15 protein-coding genes are annotated in these 16,862 nt (G+C 46.8%); 10 read left to right on the forward strand and 5 right to left on the reverse strand.

The window, feature by feature from the left end:
• Nucleotides 1-4 precede the first annotated feature (4 nt).
• The 5 genes from BT127_RS08500 to BT127_RS08515 are packed head-to-tail and all read right to left on the reverse strand — an operon-like array spanning nucleotide 5 to nucleotide 6,407.
• Nucleotides 5-4,882 carry a phage tail tape measure protein gene (locus BT127_RS08500; protein ID WP_318257204.1) on the reverse strand — a complete coding sequence of 1,626 codons (4,878 nt, stop codon included), beginning with the start codon at nucleotides 4,880-4,882 and terminating at the stop codon, nucleotides 5-7.
• Nucleotides 4,883-4,934: 52 nt separating this feature from the next.
• Nucleotides 4,935-5,585 carry a YczE/YyaS/YitT family protein gene (locus BT127_RS08505; protein ID WP_075424598.1) on the reverse strand — a complete coding sequence of 217 codons (651 nt, stop codon included), beginning with the start codon at nucleotides 5,583-5,585 and terminating at the stop codon, nucleotides 4,935-4,937.
• On the reverse strand, nucleotides 5,575-5,709 hold the full coding sequence (locus tag BT127_RS17185) for a hypothetical protein (protein ID WP_318257212.1): 135 nt from the start codon (nucleotides 5,707-5,709) through the stop codon (nucleotides 5,575-5,577). The genes BT127_RS08505 and BT127_RS17185 overlap by 11 nt, the downstream gene beginning before the upstream one ends.
• A gap of 26 nt (nucleotides 5,710-5,735) precedes the next feature.
• Nucleotides 5,736-6,116 carry a hypothetical protein gene (locus BT127_RS08510; protein ID WP_075424599.1) on the reverse strand — a complete coding sequence of 127 codons (381 nt, stop codon included), beginning with the start codon at nucleotides 6,114-6,116 and terminating at the stop codon, nucleotides 5,736-5,738.
• 15 nt (nucleotides 6,117-6,131) lie between these two features.
• Nucleotides 6,132-6,407: a major tail protein gene (locus BT127_RS08515; protein WP_175541941.1), complete on the reverse strand. Its 276-nt coding sequence runs from the start codon at nucleotides 6,405-6,407 to the stop codon at nucleotides 6,132-6,134.
• Between the two features lie 499 nt (nucleotides 6,408-6,906).
• Here BT127_RS08515 and BT127_RS08520 point away from each other — a divergent pair, with 499 nt between their 5' ends.
• From BT127_RS08520 to brxC, 10 genes are all read left to right on the forward strand, one after another.
• Nucleotides 6,907-7,767 carry an XRE family transcriptional regulator gene (locus tag BT127_RS08520; RefSeq protein ID WP_075424600.1) on the forward strand — a complete coding sequence of 287 codons (861 nt, stop codon included), beginning with the start codon at nucleotides 6,907-6,909 and terminating at the stop codon, nucleotides 7,765-7,767.
• Between the two features lie 2 nt (nucleotides 7,768-7,769).
• Complete coding sequence (locus BT127_RS16790) at nucleotides 7,770-8,606, forward strand: hypothetical protein (protein ID WP_075424601.1); 837 nt, start codon at nucleotides 7,770-7,772, stop codon at nucleotides 8,604-8,606.
• 10 nt (nucleotides 8,607-8,616) lie between these two features.
• Nucleotides 8,617-9,180: a thymidine kinase gene (locus tag BT127_RS08530; protein WP_075424602.1), complete on the forward strand. Its 564-nt coding sequence runs from the start codon at nucleotides 8,617-8,619 to the stop codon at nucleotides 9,178-9,180.
• A gap of 13 nt (nucleotides 9,181-9,193) precedes the next feature.
• Entirely contained in the window at nucleotides 9,194-9,487 is a 294-nt protein-coding gene (locus tag BT127_RS08535) for a hypothetical protein (protein WP_075424603.1), read from the forward strand.
• A gap of 25 nt (nucleotides 9,488-9,512) precedes the next feature.
• Entirely contained in the window at nucleotides 9,513-11,135 is a 1,623-nt protein-coding gene (locus tag BT127_RS08540; protein ID WP_075424604.1) for a Y-family DNA polymerase, read from the forward strand.
• Complete coding sequence (locus BT127_RS08545) at nucleotides 11,110-11,592, forward strand: hypothetical protein (RefSeq protein ID WP_075424605.1); 483 nt, start codon at nucleotides 11,110-11,112, stop codon at nucleotides 11,590-11,592. Before BT127_RS08540 ends, BT127_RS08545 begins: the two co-directional genes overlap by 26 nt.
• Nucleotides 11,593-11,605: 13 nt before the next feature.
• On the forward strand, nucleotides 11,606-11,896 hold the full coding sequence (locus tag BT127_RS08550; protein ID WP_075424606.1) for a hypothetical protein: 291 nt from the start codon (nucleotides 11,606-11,608) through the stop codon (nucleotides 11,894-11,896).
• A gap of 292 nt (nucleotides 11,897-12,188) precedes the next feature.
• Nucleotides 12,189-12,794, forward strand: coding sequence for a DUF1819 family protein (locus BT127_RS08555; RefSeq protein WP_075424607.1), 606 nt, complete (start codon nucleotides 12,189-12,191; stop codon nucleotides 12,792-12,794).
• A gap of 8 nt (nucleotides 12,795-12,802) precedes the next feature.
• Complete coding sequence (locus BT127_RS08560) at nucleotides 12,803-13,360, forward strand: DUF1788 domain-containing protein (protein ID WP_075424608.1); 558 nt, start codon at nucleotides 12,803-12,805, stop codon at nucleotides 13,358-13,360.
• Nucleotides 13,361-13,372: 12 nt separating this feature from the next.
• Nucleotides 13,373-16,858, forward strand: coding sequence for a BREX system P-loop protein BrxC (gene brxC / locus BT127_RS08565; protein ID WP_075424609.1), 3,486 nt, complete (start codon nucleotides 13,373-13,375; stop codon nucleotides 16,856-16,858).
• Nucleotides 16,859-16,862: the final 4 nt, after the last annotated feature.

Here is a 16,862-nt window from a genome sequence, read left to right on the forward strand (position 1 = left end):
CCCATCACACATTCAGCGCATTCCGCGTCTGACGATAGATCTCCAGCCGTGACAGCGATTTCGGACTATTATTGGTCTGATTCACTGTACGGCTGTTGTCGTTATTGTAGTTGTTTACAACTGTCGTACCGCCTGCGCCTACCATTGCGCCGGTCACGCCGGACATATCCACATTGAAGTCGGAATTCATAGCAATAGTCATAGCATCAGCCACGCCGGAAATCGCTTTCTCGACATATTTCTTGCTCTTGTTGATACCGTCAGCCAGCCCCTTCATGAAGTCCGGCATCCAGGATTCAAATTCTGTCAGAGGTCCCTTATCAGGAACGGAGAAATGCAGATAATCGCTGATTGCTCGCGCTACATCCGCAACTGTATTGATGAGATTGCCGAGCATATAGTTCAAACCGTTGATAAGGTTCTGCATGAGGTCACGTCCCCAAGACCATGAGCTGTTGACTTTCTCCATGACAGCCTGATATACCGCATTCATCGCTCCGGATACTGCATCGCGCACTCCGCCGAGCCTGTCGCCGATGCCGTTTTTGATGTTGTCCCAGATCGACAGCACAGCGTCCTTGACCTGATTCATCGGGTTCCGGACAATATCCGGCATGGTATTCCAGATCGTCTGCACCACGGATTTAATACCGTTTAGGGCTGTATTTACTACATCCTTCGCAGCATTCCACGTTGTCGAGATCACATTTTTGATGTCAAGCTGTCCGGTATTGATGAGCGTTTTCATCGCCGTCCATACCGTTGTCACGATCTTTTTGATACCGTTCAGTGCGGTTTCAATAACAGTCGCCGCCGATTTCCATGTTGTGGTGATGACTTTTTTGTTGTTTTCGAGCGCGGTTTCAATCACGGACACAATGGTTTTCCAGCCGCCCGTGATGCCGTTTTTGATCTGCGACATTGTTCCGTCGATTGCAGCATTGGAGTTCGACCAGACCGTTTTCACGGTTTCAAAAACCTGTTCCATGAAGCCCTGCACCGCCGTCACCACATTGGACAGAGCGTTTTTGATAACAGTGCTGATCGTTTCTGCAAGATTGCCTGCAAAGCCGTTGACTGCATCGCCGACAACATTTGCATTGGCATTGATACCGTCCGCAAGTCCCTGCATGAAGTCAGGCATCCAGCTCTCAAAATCAACCAGAGGGCCTTCATCCGGCACTGAGAAGTGCAGGAAGGACTTGATCTTGTTTGCCACGCCCTTTACTGCATCTGCGACCTTGCCGATACAGTTCTTGATGCCGTTGACAATGTTGTTGATGATATCCGCGCCCCACTGAAATGCCTGAGAGCCGAGATTTTTAATGAAGTTTACTGCCGCATTGAAGCCGTTGACGATAGTGTCTTTAATTGCCGTAATCTTTTCGGTGACCGCTGATTTCACACTGTTCCAGATATTGGAGACAGTGTTTTTTATTGCGTTCATGACTGTGCTGACTGTATTTTTGATGCCGTTCCAGATGTTGGATACTGTAGTGGAGATTGCATTAAGCACGGATGATATGAATCCGCTGATTGCATTCCACACCGCAGAGGCGACCGCATGAATCGCATTCAGCGTATTGGTGATGTGATTTTTGATGCTCTCCCAGATAGAGGAGATCACCGACCAGATGGCGTTCAGAATACCAGAGATGAAGCCGGAGATCGCATTCCATACGGTAGAGATCACATTGGAAATGGTATCCATTACCGTGCTGACAGTCGTGGAGATCGCATTCCAGATCGTTTCAAAAAATGTCCGGATTCCTTCCAGAACGATAGTTACGACCGCCTTAATGGTCTCCCATGTTGTAGTGATCTTTTCGTGGATCCAGTCCATAACACGGGAAATAATCACATGGATCGCTTCAAAAATCGTCTCAAACAGATATCTGAAAGCATCTAGCAGCGGAGAGATGAAATCATAAATGGTCTGCCATACAGTTGTGATAACCGACCAGATCGCATTCAGCACCGTGCTGATAGCAGTATGAATCGCATTCCAGACAACAGTAATAACCGTCTTAATTAGGTTGATTTTCTCTGCGACGCTGTTGTAAATCGCAGTCCAGATACCGACAAAGAAATTCTTGATACCCGTCCAGATAGTTGTGAAAAAGTTCTTGATCGCATTGAGGACTGTGCTTACGAAGTTCTTTATACCGTTCCAGATGTTTACAAAAAAGTTCTTGATGCTCGTCCAGACGCCTACCCAGAAGTCCTTTACTTCACCAAGATCGGTGCCGAAAATACTGCAGATCATATTCAGCGCATTTTTCAGCGTATCCTTGATGAAATTCCATACAGCAGAAAAGATACCCTTGATGCCGTCCCACACTCTGCTCCAGTCACCGGTAAAGATGCCGACGAAAATATCCAGAACACTCAGGATAATGTCTGTCACAGCCTTGAAGATATTTGCAATCTGCTGAAACTGCCCCTCAAAGACCGGTTTCAGGAATTTGCAGAGCCCGTCCCATACAGCCTTGATGACCTCGCTGATGTTTTTGAAGTCGAAGCCGAGAGCGTTGATACGGTCAACGATGCCCTGACAGAAGCCGGAAAAGATGTTCTTGATCTGCTCCCAGATCGCAGTGACCTTATTTCGGAAGTCCTCATTCGTGCGCCACAAATGCACAAAAGCCGCTACCAAAGCGGCAATGACCGCAATGACAGCGACTACGGGTGCGGATATACCGCCAATGGCTGCGCCGAAGGATGAAAAGGCGGCTTTTGCGCCTGCGATCATGGAAGGCAGGTTCGCTACAAGCTGCATCAGTTTGCCAATACCGACCATTGTTTTGCCGATAACAAGAAGCAGCGGTCCCAGTGCCGCCGCCACAAGTGCAATTTTCACGATAGTCTCCTTCGTTGCCGGAGACATCGCATTGAATTTATCAATAAGTCCCTGAATACGGGATACAATAGAACGGATTGCAGGCATCAGGATCTCACCGAAGCTGATTGCAAGCTCCTGCAGCTGTGATTTCAGAATCGTGATCTGACCTGCGAGGTTGTCCTGCATGGTGTCTGCCATGCCCTTTGCAGAGCCTTCACAGCCGTAAATGGCGGTAGAGAGCTTGTTGTAGTCCTCTTCGCTGGCATTGATGATCGCAAGCATACCTGCCATATTCTGCTTACCGAAGATAGCGGCAGCCGCCTGCATCTGCTCTGCCTGTGCAAGACCCTCTGTGGTCGTAGATAGTTCTGCAACAATATCATCGAAATCACGGGCATTACCCTCCGCGTCTGTCAGTTCCACATTGACCTTGCCCATTTTCTCACGGAGCATACCCATGATATCTCCGAGCGACCGCATATTGCCGTCTGCATCGGTCATGAGTGTATTTGCCCCGGCGATCTCCTTTGAGACACCTTCCTGTTCTTTGGCAAGTGCCTCTTGTGCTCGAGCAAGTTTCAGCTGTGCTTTTTCGTAGTTGTTGCTTGCGATTTGAGCCTGTGAGCTGCCTTCGCCGTACTTGTTGATTGCATCGTTCAGTTTTACCTGTGCATTATCGAGGGAGATAGTCGCATCCTCAACAGCGTGCTCTGCCTTCTCGACCTTCTCAAAGTCGATTTTCTGAATCGTTTCAGTGCTGATAAAACCGAGCTGCTGCATTGCGGCAGCCTGCTGTTTTGTCGGCTTTGTGAGGTTTACAAGAGCGTTTTTCAGACTGTTACCGGCCTGAGAACCCTTGATACCTGAATTAGCCATAAGACCGAGTGCAATAGACAGGTCTTCCGCAGATGCTCCCATAGAACCGGCGATCGGCGCAACATACTTGAAGGATTCACCCATGAGAGACACATTGGTATTGGCGTTACTCGATGCTGCTGCAAGGATATCTGCGAAGTGTGCAGAATCATCTGCGCTCATACCGAGCGCCGTCAGAGCGTCCGTAACAATATCCGATGTCGTTGCAAGGTCTTCACCGGAAGCTGCAGCGAGGTTCATAATACCCTCGACACCGTTCAGCATATCCTCGGTTTTCCAGCCTGCCATAGCCATGTAGTTCATAGCGTCAGCGGCTTCCGATGCGGAGAATTTTGTCTGAGAACCCATCTCACGGGCTTTTGCACGCAGCGCCTCTAAGTCCTCACCGGTAGCACCGGATACAGCAGAGACTTTGCTCATAGAGGCATCAAAATCCGCTGTCGTTTTGACCGCAGCAGTACTGAGTCCAAGGATCGGCACAGTTACATATTTTGTCAGATTTGTGCCGACTGTAGCGATTTTGTCGCCGACCTTTTCGATAGATGCTCCCGCTTCACCGATCTTTACAAGTGCTGTCTGAGAATTTGCGGCTTCCTGCTGCAGGTTCTGCAGTTCCTGTTCCGTATCAACAATTTCACGCTGAAGGGCGTCGTACTGTTCCGGTGGGATCGGATGTCCGAATTCATCGGAGACATCCTTTGCCTGCTGTTTCAAGCCGTTCAGCTCATCGGTGGTCTGCTTGATCTCACTTTGCAGGGCATCATATTTCTCCTGCGAAATTTCACCGCGGGAGAGCTGCTCATCGGCAATGCGGCTCTGCTCCTTCAGTTCCCGGAGCTTTGTCTCAGTTTCACCGATCTTCTGCTTGATAGGGTCGTATTTTGCCTTCCACGCATCGTAATTGTCTTTGGTTTTGGCGGCCTGTTCGCTGGCTTTTTTCAGCGTTTCGAGCTTATCACTGGTCGATGATACGGCATCGGCAAGCAAGCGCTGTTTCTGCGACAGCAGTTCCGTATTGGTAGGGTCGAGCTTCAGCAGCTTTTCCACATCCTTGAGCTGCGTCTGCGTGTTTTTGATGTTTTTATTGACACCTTCAAGGGCTTTGCTGAGTTTCGTGGTATCGCCGCCGATCTCAACGGTAATACCCTTGATTCTGTTTGCCATGCGGATCACCTGCCTTTCGCATGGGTATATTCAAGCATCATATGTGCTGTTATCATTTCATCAGCCTGAATGTTTCTGACAGGCTTTTGTGTTTCAGCTTCCTCGGCTCAAACCCGATCACGTCAAAAAACAGGTGCATAACAACACCGCCGACAAATACAGAAATGATAGTTCCAATACCAACAGAGCCGCCGAGTAACCACCCAGCAAATGTGATAACTGCCCACAGCAGTATCTCAACCACCCCGATTGGCAACTTCGGCATTCGTTTCCCGATAGCAATCAGCAGTCCGTCCTTCGGACCGCAGCCCTGTTCTGCGGACATATACAGATACATTCCGAGTGAGATAAACAGAAATCCGAACAGCATCAGTACGATACCGAGCCAAATGCTGTGATTCTCAGGATATGGGGAATAATCGTTCAATAGTTGTGTCAGGTTTCCGGTTATAATAGCATCCAGTAATGTCGCAAATCCGATGTTTTCTCTGAGAACAAGCTGTATCAGAACAGCAGTCACAGAGATCAGCACCATAGAACTGCCGTAGTTCAGCGGAGTGTGCTTTGCAATACCCATGCCGAGGCAGTCCCACGGTTCGAGACCTATGTTTGCGGCTATCGTCAGATGCACACCGAAGGAGTAAATGGCTAGCCCGAACAGGATCCGCAGCCAGCCGGAAAGAATGTGCTTTTTAGAAGGCATCGAAGTTTTCCTGTGTTGCCTTGATCGGGTAATCATAGTCGTCATTATCCTTTTCAATGAACATTTCGTTGACCATTCCGATAGTGAGCAGATCAAGGTCGGAAAGACTCAGCCCGATCTGCACACATCGGAGAAGGAACAGCGGCGTTGTCATCTCGCGGTCAACTGGGCGAGATTTTTTTTTGACTCCGCCTGTGTCTCCAGATTCACACCCCAGAGCTCAAAGAGCTGCGGGAGCACTTCGTAGATGGAGAAGGTGTTGAACTGCTCCAGCCACTCGTCGGGGCTGTCAGGAACGCCCTCCGGATCGGCGTGCTTCGCCATCGTCCAGGCGATATTCTCGAAAACCTCAAGGCTCTCGATGCCGAGACCGGAATTCTCCTCATCGCTCTCGTCAACAGAATCCTTCAGCGCAGAAAAATCCTTGAAGATATCCTTGCGGAACTTTGCACGGTAAAGGCGAGGCAGTGTTGCACTCGCCTTGAAAGGAACCTCGATGCCGTCAACAGTAATTGTTTTTCTGATAGCCATATTCTTTCTCCTTTATCAGTCTGTTGTTGCTGCGGCTGTGCTGCCGCCCTTTGTGGTACTTGCGGAACGTGTACCGGTGCTGTTGTTGGTGGTTGCTGCAGTCGGGATATAGACGGCGCTGTACCAGTTGTTATAGGTGGTCTCATCTGTGCTTTCACAGGTCTTGGACTTTACCAGACCGGAAGGCAGCGCAGAAGCCTTCAGCGACAGTGTCTCTGTCTTGACTTCCTTGCTCTCCTCAGTGGTCTGACCTTCAGTTGCAGGACGGGATGCAGAGCAGCAGTACAGCACATCACTTTGTACTGCCCCGGATGCAGCTTGTCGGGAATGGTGAGAAATGGTCCTCTGTCAAGATATATAGTCATTTACGCCCTCCTGTTTCGCAACTTGTGTTTCTATGATACTGTCCCTATCTCTTGTTCTGTATTTCTCTATCTTTCGTGGCGAAGTGGGTTGATGGCGAAGCGGTCCCCTGAACGACTGCTGCCCCGTCTGCCACACACCTTAAGGCGGACTGAGGTATCATTTTTCCGTAGACCGGATACCGACATTAACATATTACATCATTATCACGAAAATGTCAATAGAAAATGTGCTTGACATTTTCGTGATAATGTGATATACTAAACACAAAGACGGCATGACAGCTAGAGTTTTCATACTCCGGAGCAGAATGCCGACAGGAAAACTTTGTAGGGCTGCACAATTTTTTTACAGAACATTTGTTTGATTTGTGCGTTGATGAACCCGGCAGCCAGATCAATACCATATTGTACCAAAGGAGTCTATTATGGGAGCTAAGAAAAAGACAGGTGAACCGACTTCTGCTGCATTTAATGTGACAAAGCAGGAGGAGGTCGTCAAAAAGGAAATACACATTGTAGGACAGCGTGTAAAATATTACCGTGAGAAAAAGGGGATAGAGCAGATGGCGCTTGCAGAGATGCTCGGCGTCAAGTCCAATGCCATCAGCAACTGGGAGCACGGCAGAACACGCCCTGATCTCGACCAGATTCCGAAGATATGCAAGGCTCTCGGGATCGGATTCTACGAACTGTTCGGTGTTGACGACCCGCTTCGTACCTTTACAGCAAAAGAACGCGCTATTATTGCGGATTACAGATATCTGAATGACCAGAACAAGTCCGTATTCAATGCAGTCCTCGACACACTGACAGAAAGACAGCGTGCGGAGGAGTGTCCGCCAATCACAAAGCTTATCAAGTTCCAGAAGCAGCTGGCTGCAGGATTCGATGTTTCTGCAGACTTTGATGACGAGGGGGAGGATATCTATCTCTATTCATCGGAAGAGGTTGACAGTGCCGATTGTGTATTTACTGTCAGCGGCAACAGTATGGAACCGGAGTATTATGACGGTGATCTTGTGCTGGTACGACGCTATCCCGGCTGCAGAAAGCTGAAGCCCGGTGATGTCGGTGCATTCATGATCGGCAACGAGACATACATCAAGGAATATCAGAAAGACGGCCTGCACTCATTTAACGAGGATTATGATACCATGCATTTTAATTCCGATGAGCACGTTATCCTGATTGGCAAGGTCATGGGTATTGTTGAAGAAAAGGATCTCGCATCGGATGAGCATATTGAGCTGTATCGTGTCCTGCATCCGGAGGATGAGGAGGAATGATCATGAAAAAAACGGAGAACAAAGCTATGACCAAACGATCTATTTTTCGCTGTTTAATTGCTGCACTATGCCTAGTTGCTATTACCGGATGCAGTGAAAAGAACGGCTCTGATGCAGGAGTTGAACCAACTTCAAGCCATATCACAGCGGCAGTCACGACTGATACAACAGAGACAGCAACGAGCAACTCAACAGCTGAGACTACTACAACGACGACTATAACAGCGGTTACAACGACTACAACAGCAACTGAGACAACTGCCGAAATTACCACTGTCACTGAAATTAGATTAAAGGAGCTTGACAGGATTGCAGATTCTTTGGATGAACCATCTGAGCTGACCTCTCCGTTCGGTGATATCAGCGACGCTTATGTCTGCTTCGGAGGTACGGCACTGTTTCCGAGCGTTCGTGTTCTGTCTGCTGATGAAGTAAAGAAACTGTCAAAGATCCTGAACTCAATGGAGTGGGAGGAATTTCCTGATAAACCTGAGACACCTGCCACGCCCGGACCAAACGACCTTACCCTTTACATAAATGATAACGGAAAGCGCAGTCAATTAGGTCTGCTTGGTGATACATACTGTGATGAAAACGGATACAGATACTTTAGGACAAGATCACCGGAAAACGTTGAAGAAAACATTTCTCTTCATCAGATATGCAGCGATCTCCTTTTTGACAGTGACTTAAAAAACGTTTCAACGCATTTATCCAGATTTCTTGAGATAAGTCAACCGGATGGAAGCTATGACATAAATGAATACTGGGATCTGATATGGGATGATGTTATGCAGTATATAAACGATGAGGCAACCCAGGACGATGATATAGAATGAGGGAAAATAAATGGCAAAACTAATATTCCGCTACGGTGCGATGGGCAGCTCCAAGACTGCCAATGCACTTATGGTGCGGTATAACTACTATGAACGTGACAAGAAAGTTGTACTTCTAAAGCCACGCTGCGAGGACAGAGACGGCACAAAAGTTATTAAGTCACGCATTGGTTTGGAGGAACCCTGCGAATTTGCTGAGGACTTCCTCGAAAACTATAGCGGAGAGCATTATGACTGCATTATCGTAGACGAAGTACAGTTCCTTGCGCCGGAGATCATTGACAGGCTCAGTAATCTGGTTGATACCTACGGCATCACCGTTATCTGCTACGGCCTGCGTACAGACTTCCAGAGTCATTTGTTTCCCGGCGCACAGCGGCTTATGGAGCTTGCAGACGATATAGAACAGATACGGACGATCTGCTGGTGCGGCAAGCGGGCACATTTCAATGCAAGGCTGCTGAACGGCGAGATGGTCACAGAGGGCGAACAGGTACAGCTCGGCGGCAACGAAAGCTATATCTCGCTTTGCAGGAAACATTATAAGGAAAGACGAATCAAGCCACAGATATAAAGGGGGCGGTGGCATGAAACAGCCGGTAATACGGATGGAGCGAAAATATGTCAAGGTCACTTCCGATTTTGATGCAACAGGCTATATGCAGCCGAGAACGATAACATGGGAGGACGGACGAGTATTCAGAATCGAAGCGGTCAAGGATTTCAGGCCTGCCGGTGCGAACCACGACAGCCTGACCTGCGGCTGCTATACGGTCGTTATAAAGGGAGAGATCAAGTATCTCTTCTTTGAAAAAGCGAATACACATCATGTCAGCAGTGTCGGCAGATGGTATGTGGAGTGTCCGGTCGTGATACAGTAAGGTTAGAACATAGGGGGCGTAGGTTATGGACAAGGTTTATATCGCTATCGATCTGAAATCATTTTACGCCTCGGTCGAGTGCGTTGACAGGCATTTTGACGCTCTGACAACAAATCTTGTCGTCGCAGACGAATCCCGCACCGAGAAAACGATCTGTCTGGCGGTCACACCCTCGCTGAAAGCCTACGGCATTTCTGGACGCGCCCGACTGTTTGAGGTCGTACAGGCTGTCAAGGAAATCAATCAGAAACGATTCAACGAGGCGTTCCGCAGGAAGCTGCTGCCGAAGGACGAGAACGGCAAATATCATTTCAGCTCAGCCTCTTTTGATGCAGAGGCGCTTGCCGCCGATCCGTCTTTGGAGCTGTCATACATCATAGCACCGCCCCGCATGCGGCTATATGAGGAAATCAGCACGAAAATCTTCTCAATCTATATGCGGTACATCTCACCGGAGGATATCCATGTATACAGCATTGACGAGTGCTTCATCGATGCGACCGGATATCTGAACACCTACCACATGACGGCACACGAGCTCGCCATGACGATGATTCGTGAGGTGCTGTACGAGACCGGTATCACCGCAACAGCCGGTATCGGAACAAACCTCTACCTTGCCAAGGTCGCTATGGATATCGTTGCAAAGCACGTTCCTGCTGATAAGGACGGTGTCCGTATCGCAGAGCTTGACGAAATGAAATACAGGGAATTGCTCTGGTGTCACACGCCTCTGACTGACTTCTGGGGGCATGGCGGCGGTACCGCAGCCCGTGTTGCTGCGCTGAACTGCTATACCATGGGCGATATCGCAAGGCTGAGTACGATCAACGAGGATCTGCTGTATAAGGCACTGGGCGTAAAGGCTGAAATCGTGATCGACCATGCATGGGGCTGGGAGCCGACAGAGATCGCAACGATCAAGTCCTACAGACCTTCCACAAACTCGCTTTCTTCCGGACAAGTGCTGAAAGAGCCGTATACCGCAGAACTTGCAAGGCTGATCGTCCGGGAAATGACGGAGCTGCTTGTGCTGGATATGGTCAGAAAGTACGTTGTTACGAAGAAGCTGACACTGACAATCGGCTACGACCGGACATCTGTGCAGCTGGTACGCAGAGGCAGAACGCCCAAAGAAGACGAATACAAGGTCACATCAACAGGAAAGCGATACAACGGAGTCGTTCACAAGGATCACTACGGCAGACCTGTTCCGAAGCATGCGCACGGTACGGGGAACCTCGAAAGCTGGACATCTTCTACTTCTGCGATCGCTGAGTGCATGATGCAGCTTTATGACAGAATCATTGATCCTGATCTTATGGTGCGCAGGATCAACATCTGCGCCTGCAACCTGATCTATGAGAACAATATCCCGGACGATGACGCTCCTGTTCAGCTTGAGCTCTTTGTGGACTATGAAGAGGTCGAACGTCAGAAGGCGGAGAAAAAGCGCAAGGAAGAACGTGAGCGTGCTCTGCAGCGTGCAACATTGCAGCTACAGGGCAGATTCGGCAAAAACGCCGTTCTGAGGGGCATGAACCTGATGGAAGGTGGCACTACGATTGAACGAAACGGCCAGATTGGCGGCCATAGAGCTGAGGCTTCGGAGGTGAAGAAGGATGGCAAAAGGGATAAAAAGCAATGAACCTGATGCAAGAGTGGTTTATGCAGACATTATAAGACTGCCGCACTGGCAGTCACCCACACGCACGCCGATGTCCGCCTATGAGAGAGCCGCGCAGTTTTCGTCCTTCAACGCTCTGGCGGGCTACGAGGACATGGTCGGTGAAGAAGCACGAGAGGTCGGCAGTTTTCAGGAATTGACAGAATCTGAGATGGAAGTGCTGAACCAGAAAATCAGTCTGATAGCGGATGCGTTGGAGAACGGACATCATCCTGTTCTGAAGTTTACGTACTTTATAGCGGATATAGCCAAAGTCGGCGGCTCCTATGTTACCATGACCGAGCGTGTCAGGAAAATTGATGCTGTCGGAAAGAAGATACAGCTATTCAGAACTGTTGGAGCCAGCAAGAGCTATATGGAACTTGATATGGACAAGATCAAGGATATTTCCGGAGAACTTGTGAATTACATCGAATGAGGAGGAAGCTGCCATGAGTGATATTTCGACTCCGAATGACTTACTGCCACCGGGAATCATGACTCCGGGAGCATTTATAGCAGATAAGCATCCTGACCTGCCTGATTATGGCGTAGATACAGGCGATCTGGTGATTGTGGATTCCGGAACTAAATTCGTAAACGGCGAGTTATCTGCGTTTCAGAGCAAAAAGAATGCCGGATACCGACTGTCGAAGGAAAAGCTGCGGGGATATACGCACTTTAGCAAGGTCGTTATGGTTATGAAGTATTACGGGAGAGGCCCCTTCAGCAACCAAGCATAAAACATACTTGTGATATGGACTCTGTGAAATCGATGTTAAAAACATCGCACCACAGGGTCCTTAATTGTTATAACGAACAGCAATGTTGACATATAACATACCAATTCAGCATTAGTAAGTGTTTAATCCATACATCTAAACAGAGTATCGAAATTTTGTTGAAAATAACCAACGAAAACCTTGACATTTCAACTAAAATGTGATATAATATAAAAAGATATACATTCTCCCGTTTAGGCCGTATTGTTATGAAAATAACTCGGCAATTTTGGAGGATAGAAAGAGAAAAAACATGAGCATAAAAAAACACTATAGCGGCGGCCTGACAAGGGAACAATTCTTGTTCTACGAAATTAGAACAATTGCCTCTTTATTATGCGCAGGAAGCGACCGTAATGAAATATATGATAAAGTTGCACAGGAAAACCTATTTCAGTATCCGACAGAGCGGATGATACGTTCAATGACAAATATCTGTTTTAAGCGGATTGATGCACTAAACTCACAGACACTGGTGGAACTTTTGGCAGATGCTTCAACAAGTGTTGCAAAACAAATCAATCTTTATGCAATCATGCGTGAAAACAGTATTGTATACGATTTTATGACTGATGTTATTGGAGAAAAATTCAGAACTCAGCAGATGAATTTTTCACATAAAGATATAAATTGTTTTTTTGACACATTACAAGAATGCTATTCTGCCGCAGCAGACTGGTCCGAAAGTACGAGGGCCAAGATTCGACAAGTTCTCACAAGATTCCTTGTCGAATGCGAATATCTTGAGAATGTGCGTTCACAGGCGCTCAAGCCTGTTTTTTTGTTTCCGGAACTGGAAGAAGGAATCCGGCAGTTAGGTGATGAATCTGCTTTGTGTGCTTTTAACTGCTTCCACTGAGGTGTAATATGAGTAATATAAGAAATGATTTAGAATCAATAAAAGAACGCTTTTCAGATGAAGTGTTTCTTAGTAATAAGGGACTATCCAATGAAGTTGGCATCCATGTTTTATGCTATGATCCGCATGACGAGATGATCGTTCGTGATTATATGGCAAACCTGATACAACAAACAGATTTGCCGTTCCGATTGATTGAATGTGATTTGTACAAAATCTTTTTGCAGATATGCGAGGATAAACGTATATTGAAAACGATTCCCGCAATGGAACAGAAAAAAGGATCTGAAGGCTTACTCAAGCAACTTCAGAAAATTGCAACACCGGAGACTTTTGTTGAACGTATGCAATATGCTCAGCATCAGCACGGAGATATCCTACTTATTTCAGGAGTGGGTAAAGTATACCCGTTTATGCGTTCGCACAATATATTGGACAATATACAGCACCTGTTTTCGGATATTCCAATTGTTATGCTATATCCGGGAAAGTTCAACGGACAGGAACTTTCATTGTTTGATGAGTTCCATGATGGAAACTATTATCGGGCATTCAATATGCTATAAGGGGAAAAGAAAATGAAATTACAGACTATGTATAAAGCGGATATTAACCGCGATATCAACGGTGTTATTAAGGTCGCACAGGATGATGAACGTTCTCTTGAGCAGGAACTCAGAGAATACATTATCACAAAGGAGCTTCGCCGTCATTTCAGTACTTTTCTGAATCATTATGAAGCATCACTGGAACAACCGACAGATAAGATTGGGGTATGGATCTCCGGTTTCTTCGGAAGCGGTAAATCTCACTTTCTGAAAATACTATCCTATCTGTTTGAGAATCCCGTTGTTGCCGGAAAGCACGCTGTAGATTACTTTGCAGATAAATTTGATGACCCGATGATGTTCGGAAGACTCGAAAGCTGTGTTAAAGTGCCTACCAGAGCAATTCTATTTAACATTGATTCCAAGAGCCCGCTCACTAAGGATAAGACAGCTATTCTGCGCGTATTCGCAAAGGTATTCTACGAGCATCTTGGCTTTTATGGGAACGATCTTAAGGTTGCGAAACTTGAACAGTTTATCGCAAAATCCGGCAAAACAGAAGAATTCAGACAGGCTTTTGAAAATGTCAACGGCGGCACATGGGAAGAATCTCGTGATTCGTTTGCTTTCTTTGAGGATGATGTCGTAGAGGCAATGACAACCGCCCTTGGAATCAGTGAAACTGCCGCACGAAACTGGTTTAACGGTGAGGAAGAGATCGACCTGAGCATAGAGCAGCTCGTTAAGGAGATCAAGGAATATATTGACAGTCAGGGCAAACAGTTCAGGCTAATGTTTATGATCGATGAGGTTGGTCAGTATATTGGTTCTGATTCAGATCTGATGCTCAATCTTCAGACGATCGTAGAAGAAATCGGTACCAAATGCGACGGCAGAGTATGGGTAATGGTTACCAGTCAAGAAGCGATCGACAGCATCACAAAGATAAGCGGAAACGACTTCTCCAAGATTCAAGGAAGATTTAATACTCGCCTGAGCCTTTCTTCTTCCTCTGTAGACGAGGTTATTAAAAAGCGTATTCTTGCAAAGACAGTCGCTGCCGAAGGCGTTCTCAAGCTGCAGTATGATAAGAATCAGGCCGTACTGCGCAATCTCTTCTCTTTCAACGGCGCGGTGCTGGATCTGAAGGGCTATGCTGGTGAAGGTGAGTTTATAGATACATATCCCTTTGTTCCTTATCAATTCCGCCTGATGCAGAATGTTCTTGCACAAATAAGAAAACACGGCAACTCAGGAAAGCATCTTTCCGGCGGTGAGCGTTCGATGTTGTCAGGATTCCAGGAGGCTGCACAGGCAATTCAGGATAAGGACGAGTATGCTCTGATTCCTTTCAGCTTATTCTATGATACGGTTCACACATTCCTTGAAAGCTCAATTCGTCGTGTTATTGATCGCTGCCAGACTGCAGCAGATAATATGGATGGTATTGAGCCTTACGATGTCAGTGTATTAAAGCTTTTGTACCTTATTCGCTATGTTGACGATGTCAAAGCGAATCTTGATAATATCACAGTACTCATGACTGATGACATCCGTGCTGATAAGATCACCATGCGTCAGACGATTCAGCAGTCTCTTGACAGACTCGTTTCACAAAACTATGTTTCTCGTGCAGGTGATACCTATACATTCCTGACAGATGATGAGCAGGATATTGCAAGAGATATCCGTAATACACCGGTCAACAGTGCCGATGTTACACTCGCTATTGGAGATGTGATTTTTAATAAACTTTATGCAAGCAAGAAATTCCGCTATGGAAAATATGATTTCGCCTATGATCGCCAAATTGATGAAACTCCGATTGGTCAGCCAAGCGGAAATATCATGCTGCAGTTTATTACGGTAGCATCCGAAATCTACAGCACTGACGATAATGTGTTTCAGCATAAATCCGGTACGAATAATGCCGTTATGATTGTTTTGTCTGATACCATGCCATATTTTGAAGAGCTTGAATTCGCAATGAAAATCCGAAACTATGTCAAAGGAAAAAATGTCGCACAGCTTCCGGAGGCAATTCAGACGATTATCCGCAGCCGCACATCGGAGGCATCTGCACATGAAAAAGAAGCAGAAAAACTCATTACACAGGCAATCTCTGACAGCCGTATCTATGTAGCTGGAGAACGTCTGAATTTGAGAATTTCTTCTGTAAAGGATAGAATTGAACAGGCTCTCTCGACACTGATTGAAAGTGTTTATACAAAGCTTGAATACATTCGTAAAAACTATGATAGTGATGCGGAGCTGCTTGAGATACTTTCAGGCGCAAATAAGCAGATGAGCTTTGGTGATATCGGAACACCAAATGCTGACGCTGTAAAGGAAATGAATGAATATCTGGTTCGTCAGAAAGAAAGAGCGCTGCCCACTTCTATGGGTGATATTCAGCGACGATTCTCGGCTATCCCATATGGCTGGCGTGAAATTGATATTGCTGCAGTAGCAGCGGAAATGATTGCCGACGGTAAGATTACTCTTAAGTACGCAGGCAATGTAATTGCTGCATCTGATAAGAAACTGCCTGACTATCTGCGCCGCAAAACTGAAATTGATAAGGCAATCATCAGCTTCCGTGTAGCTCCGCCTGTTGCTCTCATCAAGAAATCTCGTGATTTCCTTGGTGAATACTACAACTGCGGTCTTGGTGCAATCCCGGATACAGAAAACGAGTTGATTACATACATTATCGACAAGTTCACAGATCAGCGTAATAACCTGAACGATCTGCTTTCTAAGCAGTATGCGAATCATAACTATCCCGGAAAGGCAATTGTCGAGCAAGGTGTGAGGCTCTGCAATGACCTGTTGATGCATAAAAACGACAGCATTGCGCTTCTGGAGCAGGCTGTCAAGATGCAGGATGACTTCCTTGATAACGCAGAGGATATCGCCGATGTTCTGACATTCTTCCGTGTTCAGCAGCAGATTTTTGATAAAGCACAAGAAAAACTGGATGCTGTTTCTGCCGAAAAGGAGTACTTTAGCGCAGAACAGGCTGCTTTATCGACGCTCTCCAAAATGAAGGAGATTTTGACAAGTGCAAAACCTTATCGCCGTATTTCCGAACTTCCGGAGCTGACCCAGAGCATTCAGGAAGTGTATAACAGACTTCTGAACGATAAGCGTGAGGAAGTATATGCGGAAATCCATGCAGCGATGGGTGAAATTCATCAGACAGCGGCAATTGAGCAAACCGATATTGTTCGCAGAGCAGATGCCGAACTTGAAGATAAAAAGAGTAGTGCTGAACAGTCTGATAAGCTGACTGCTCTTGATGCAATGAAAATACAGATAGCAAACATCAGACAGAGATATCTGCAAAAGCTGGTTACGGTCGAACCGAGTGTTGATACGGTCACCATGAACCGCAGCACTGTCTGCCATACAATGAAACTTCAGAGCGAGGCAGATATCGATGCATATCTCGCAGAGATCAAGAAAACACTCATGGAGAAACTGGAAGGTCACGATGTTCTGCACATAATCTGAGGTG

The sequence above is a fragment of the Ruminococcus sp. XPD3002 genome (assembly GCA_900119535.1).
Classification (GTDB): Bacteria; Bacillota; Clostridia; order Oscillospirales; family Ruminococcaceae; genus Ruminococcus; species Ruminococcus flavefaciens_H.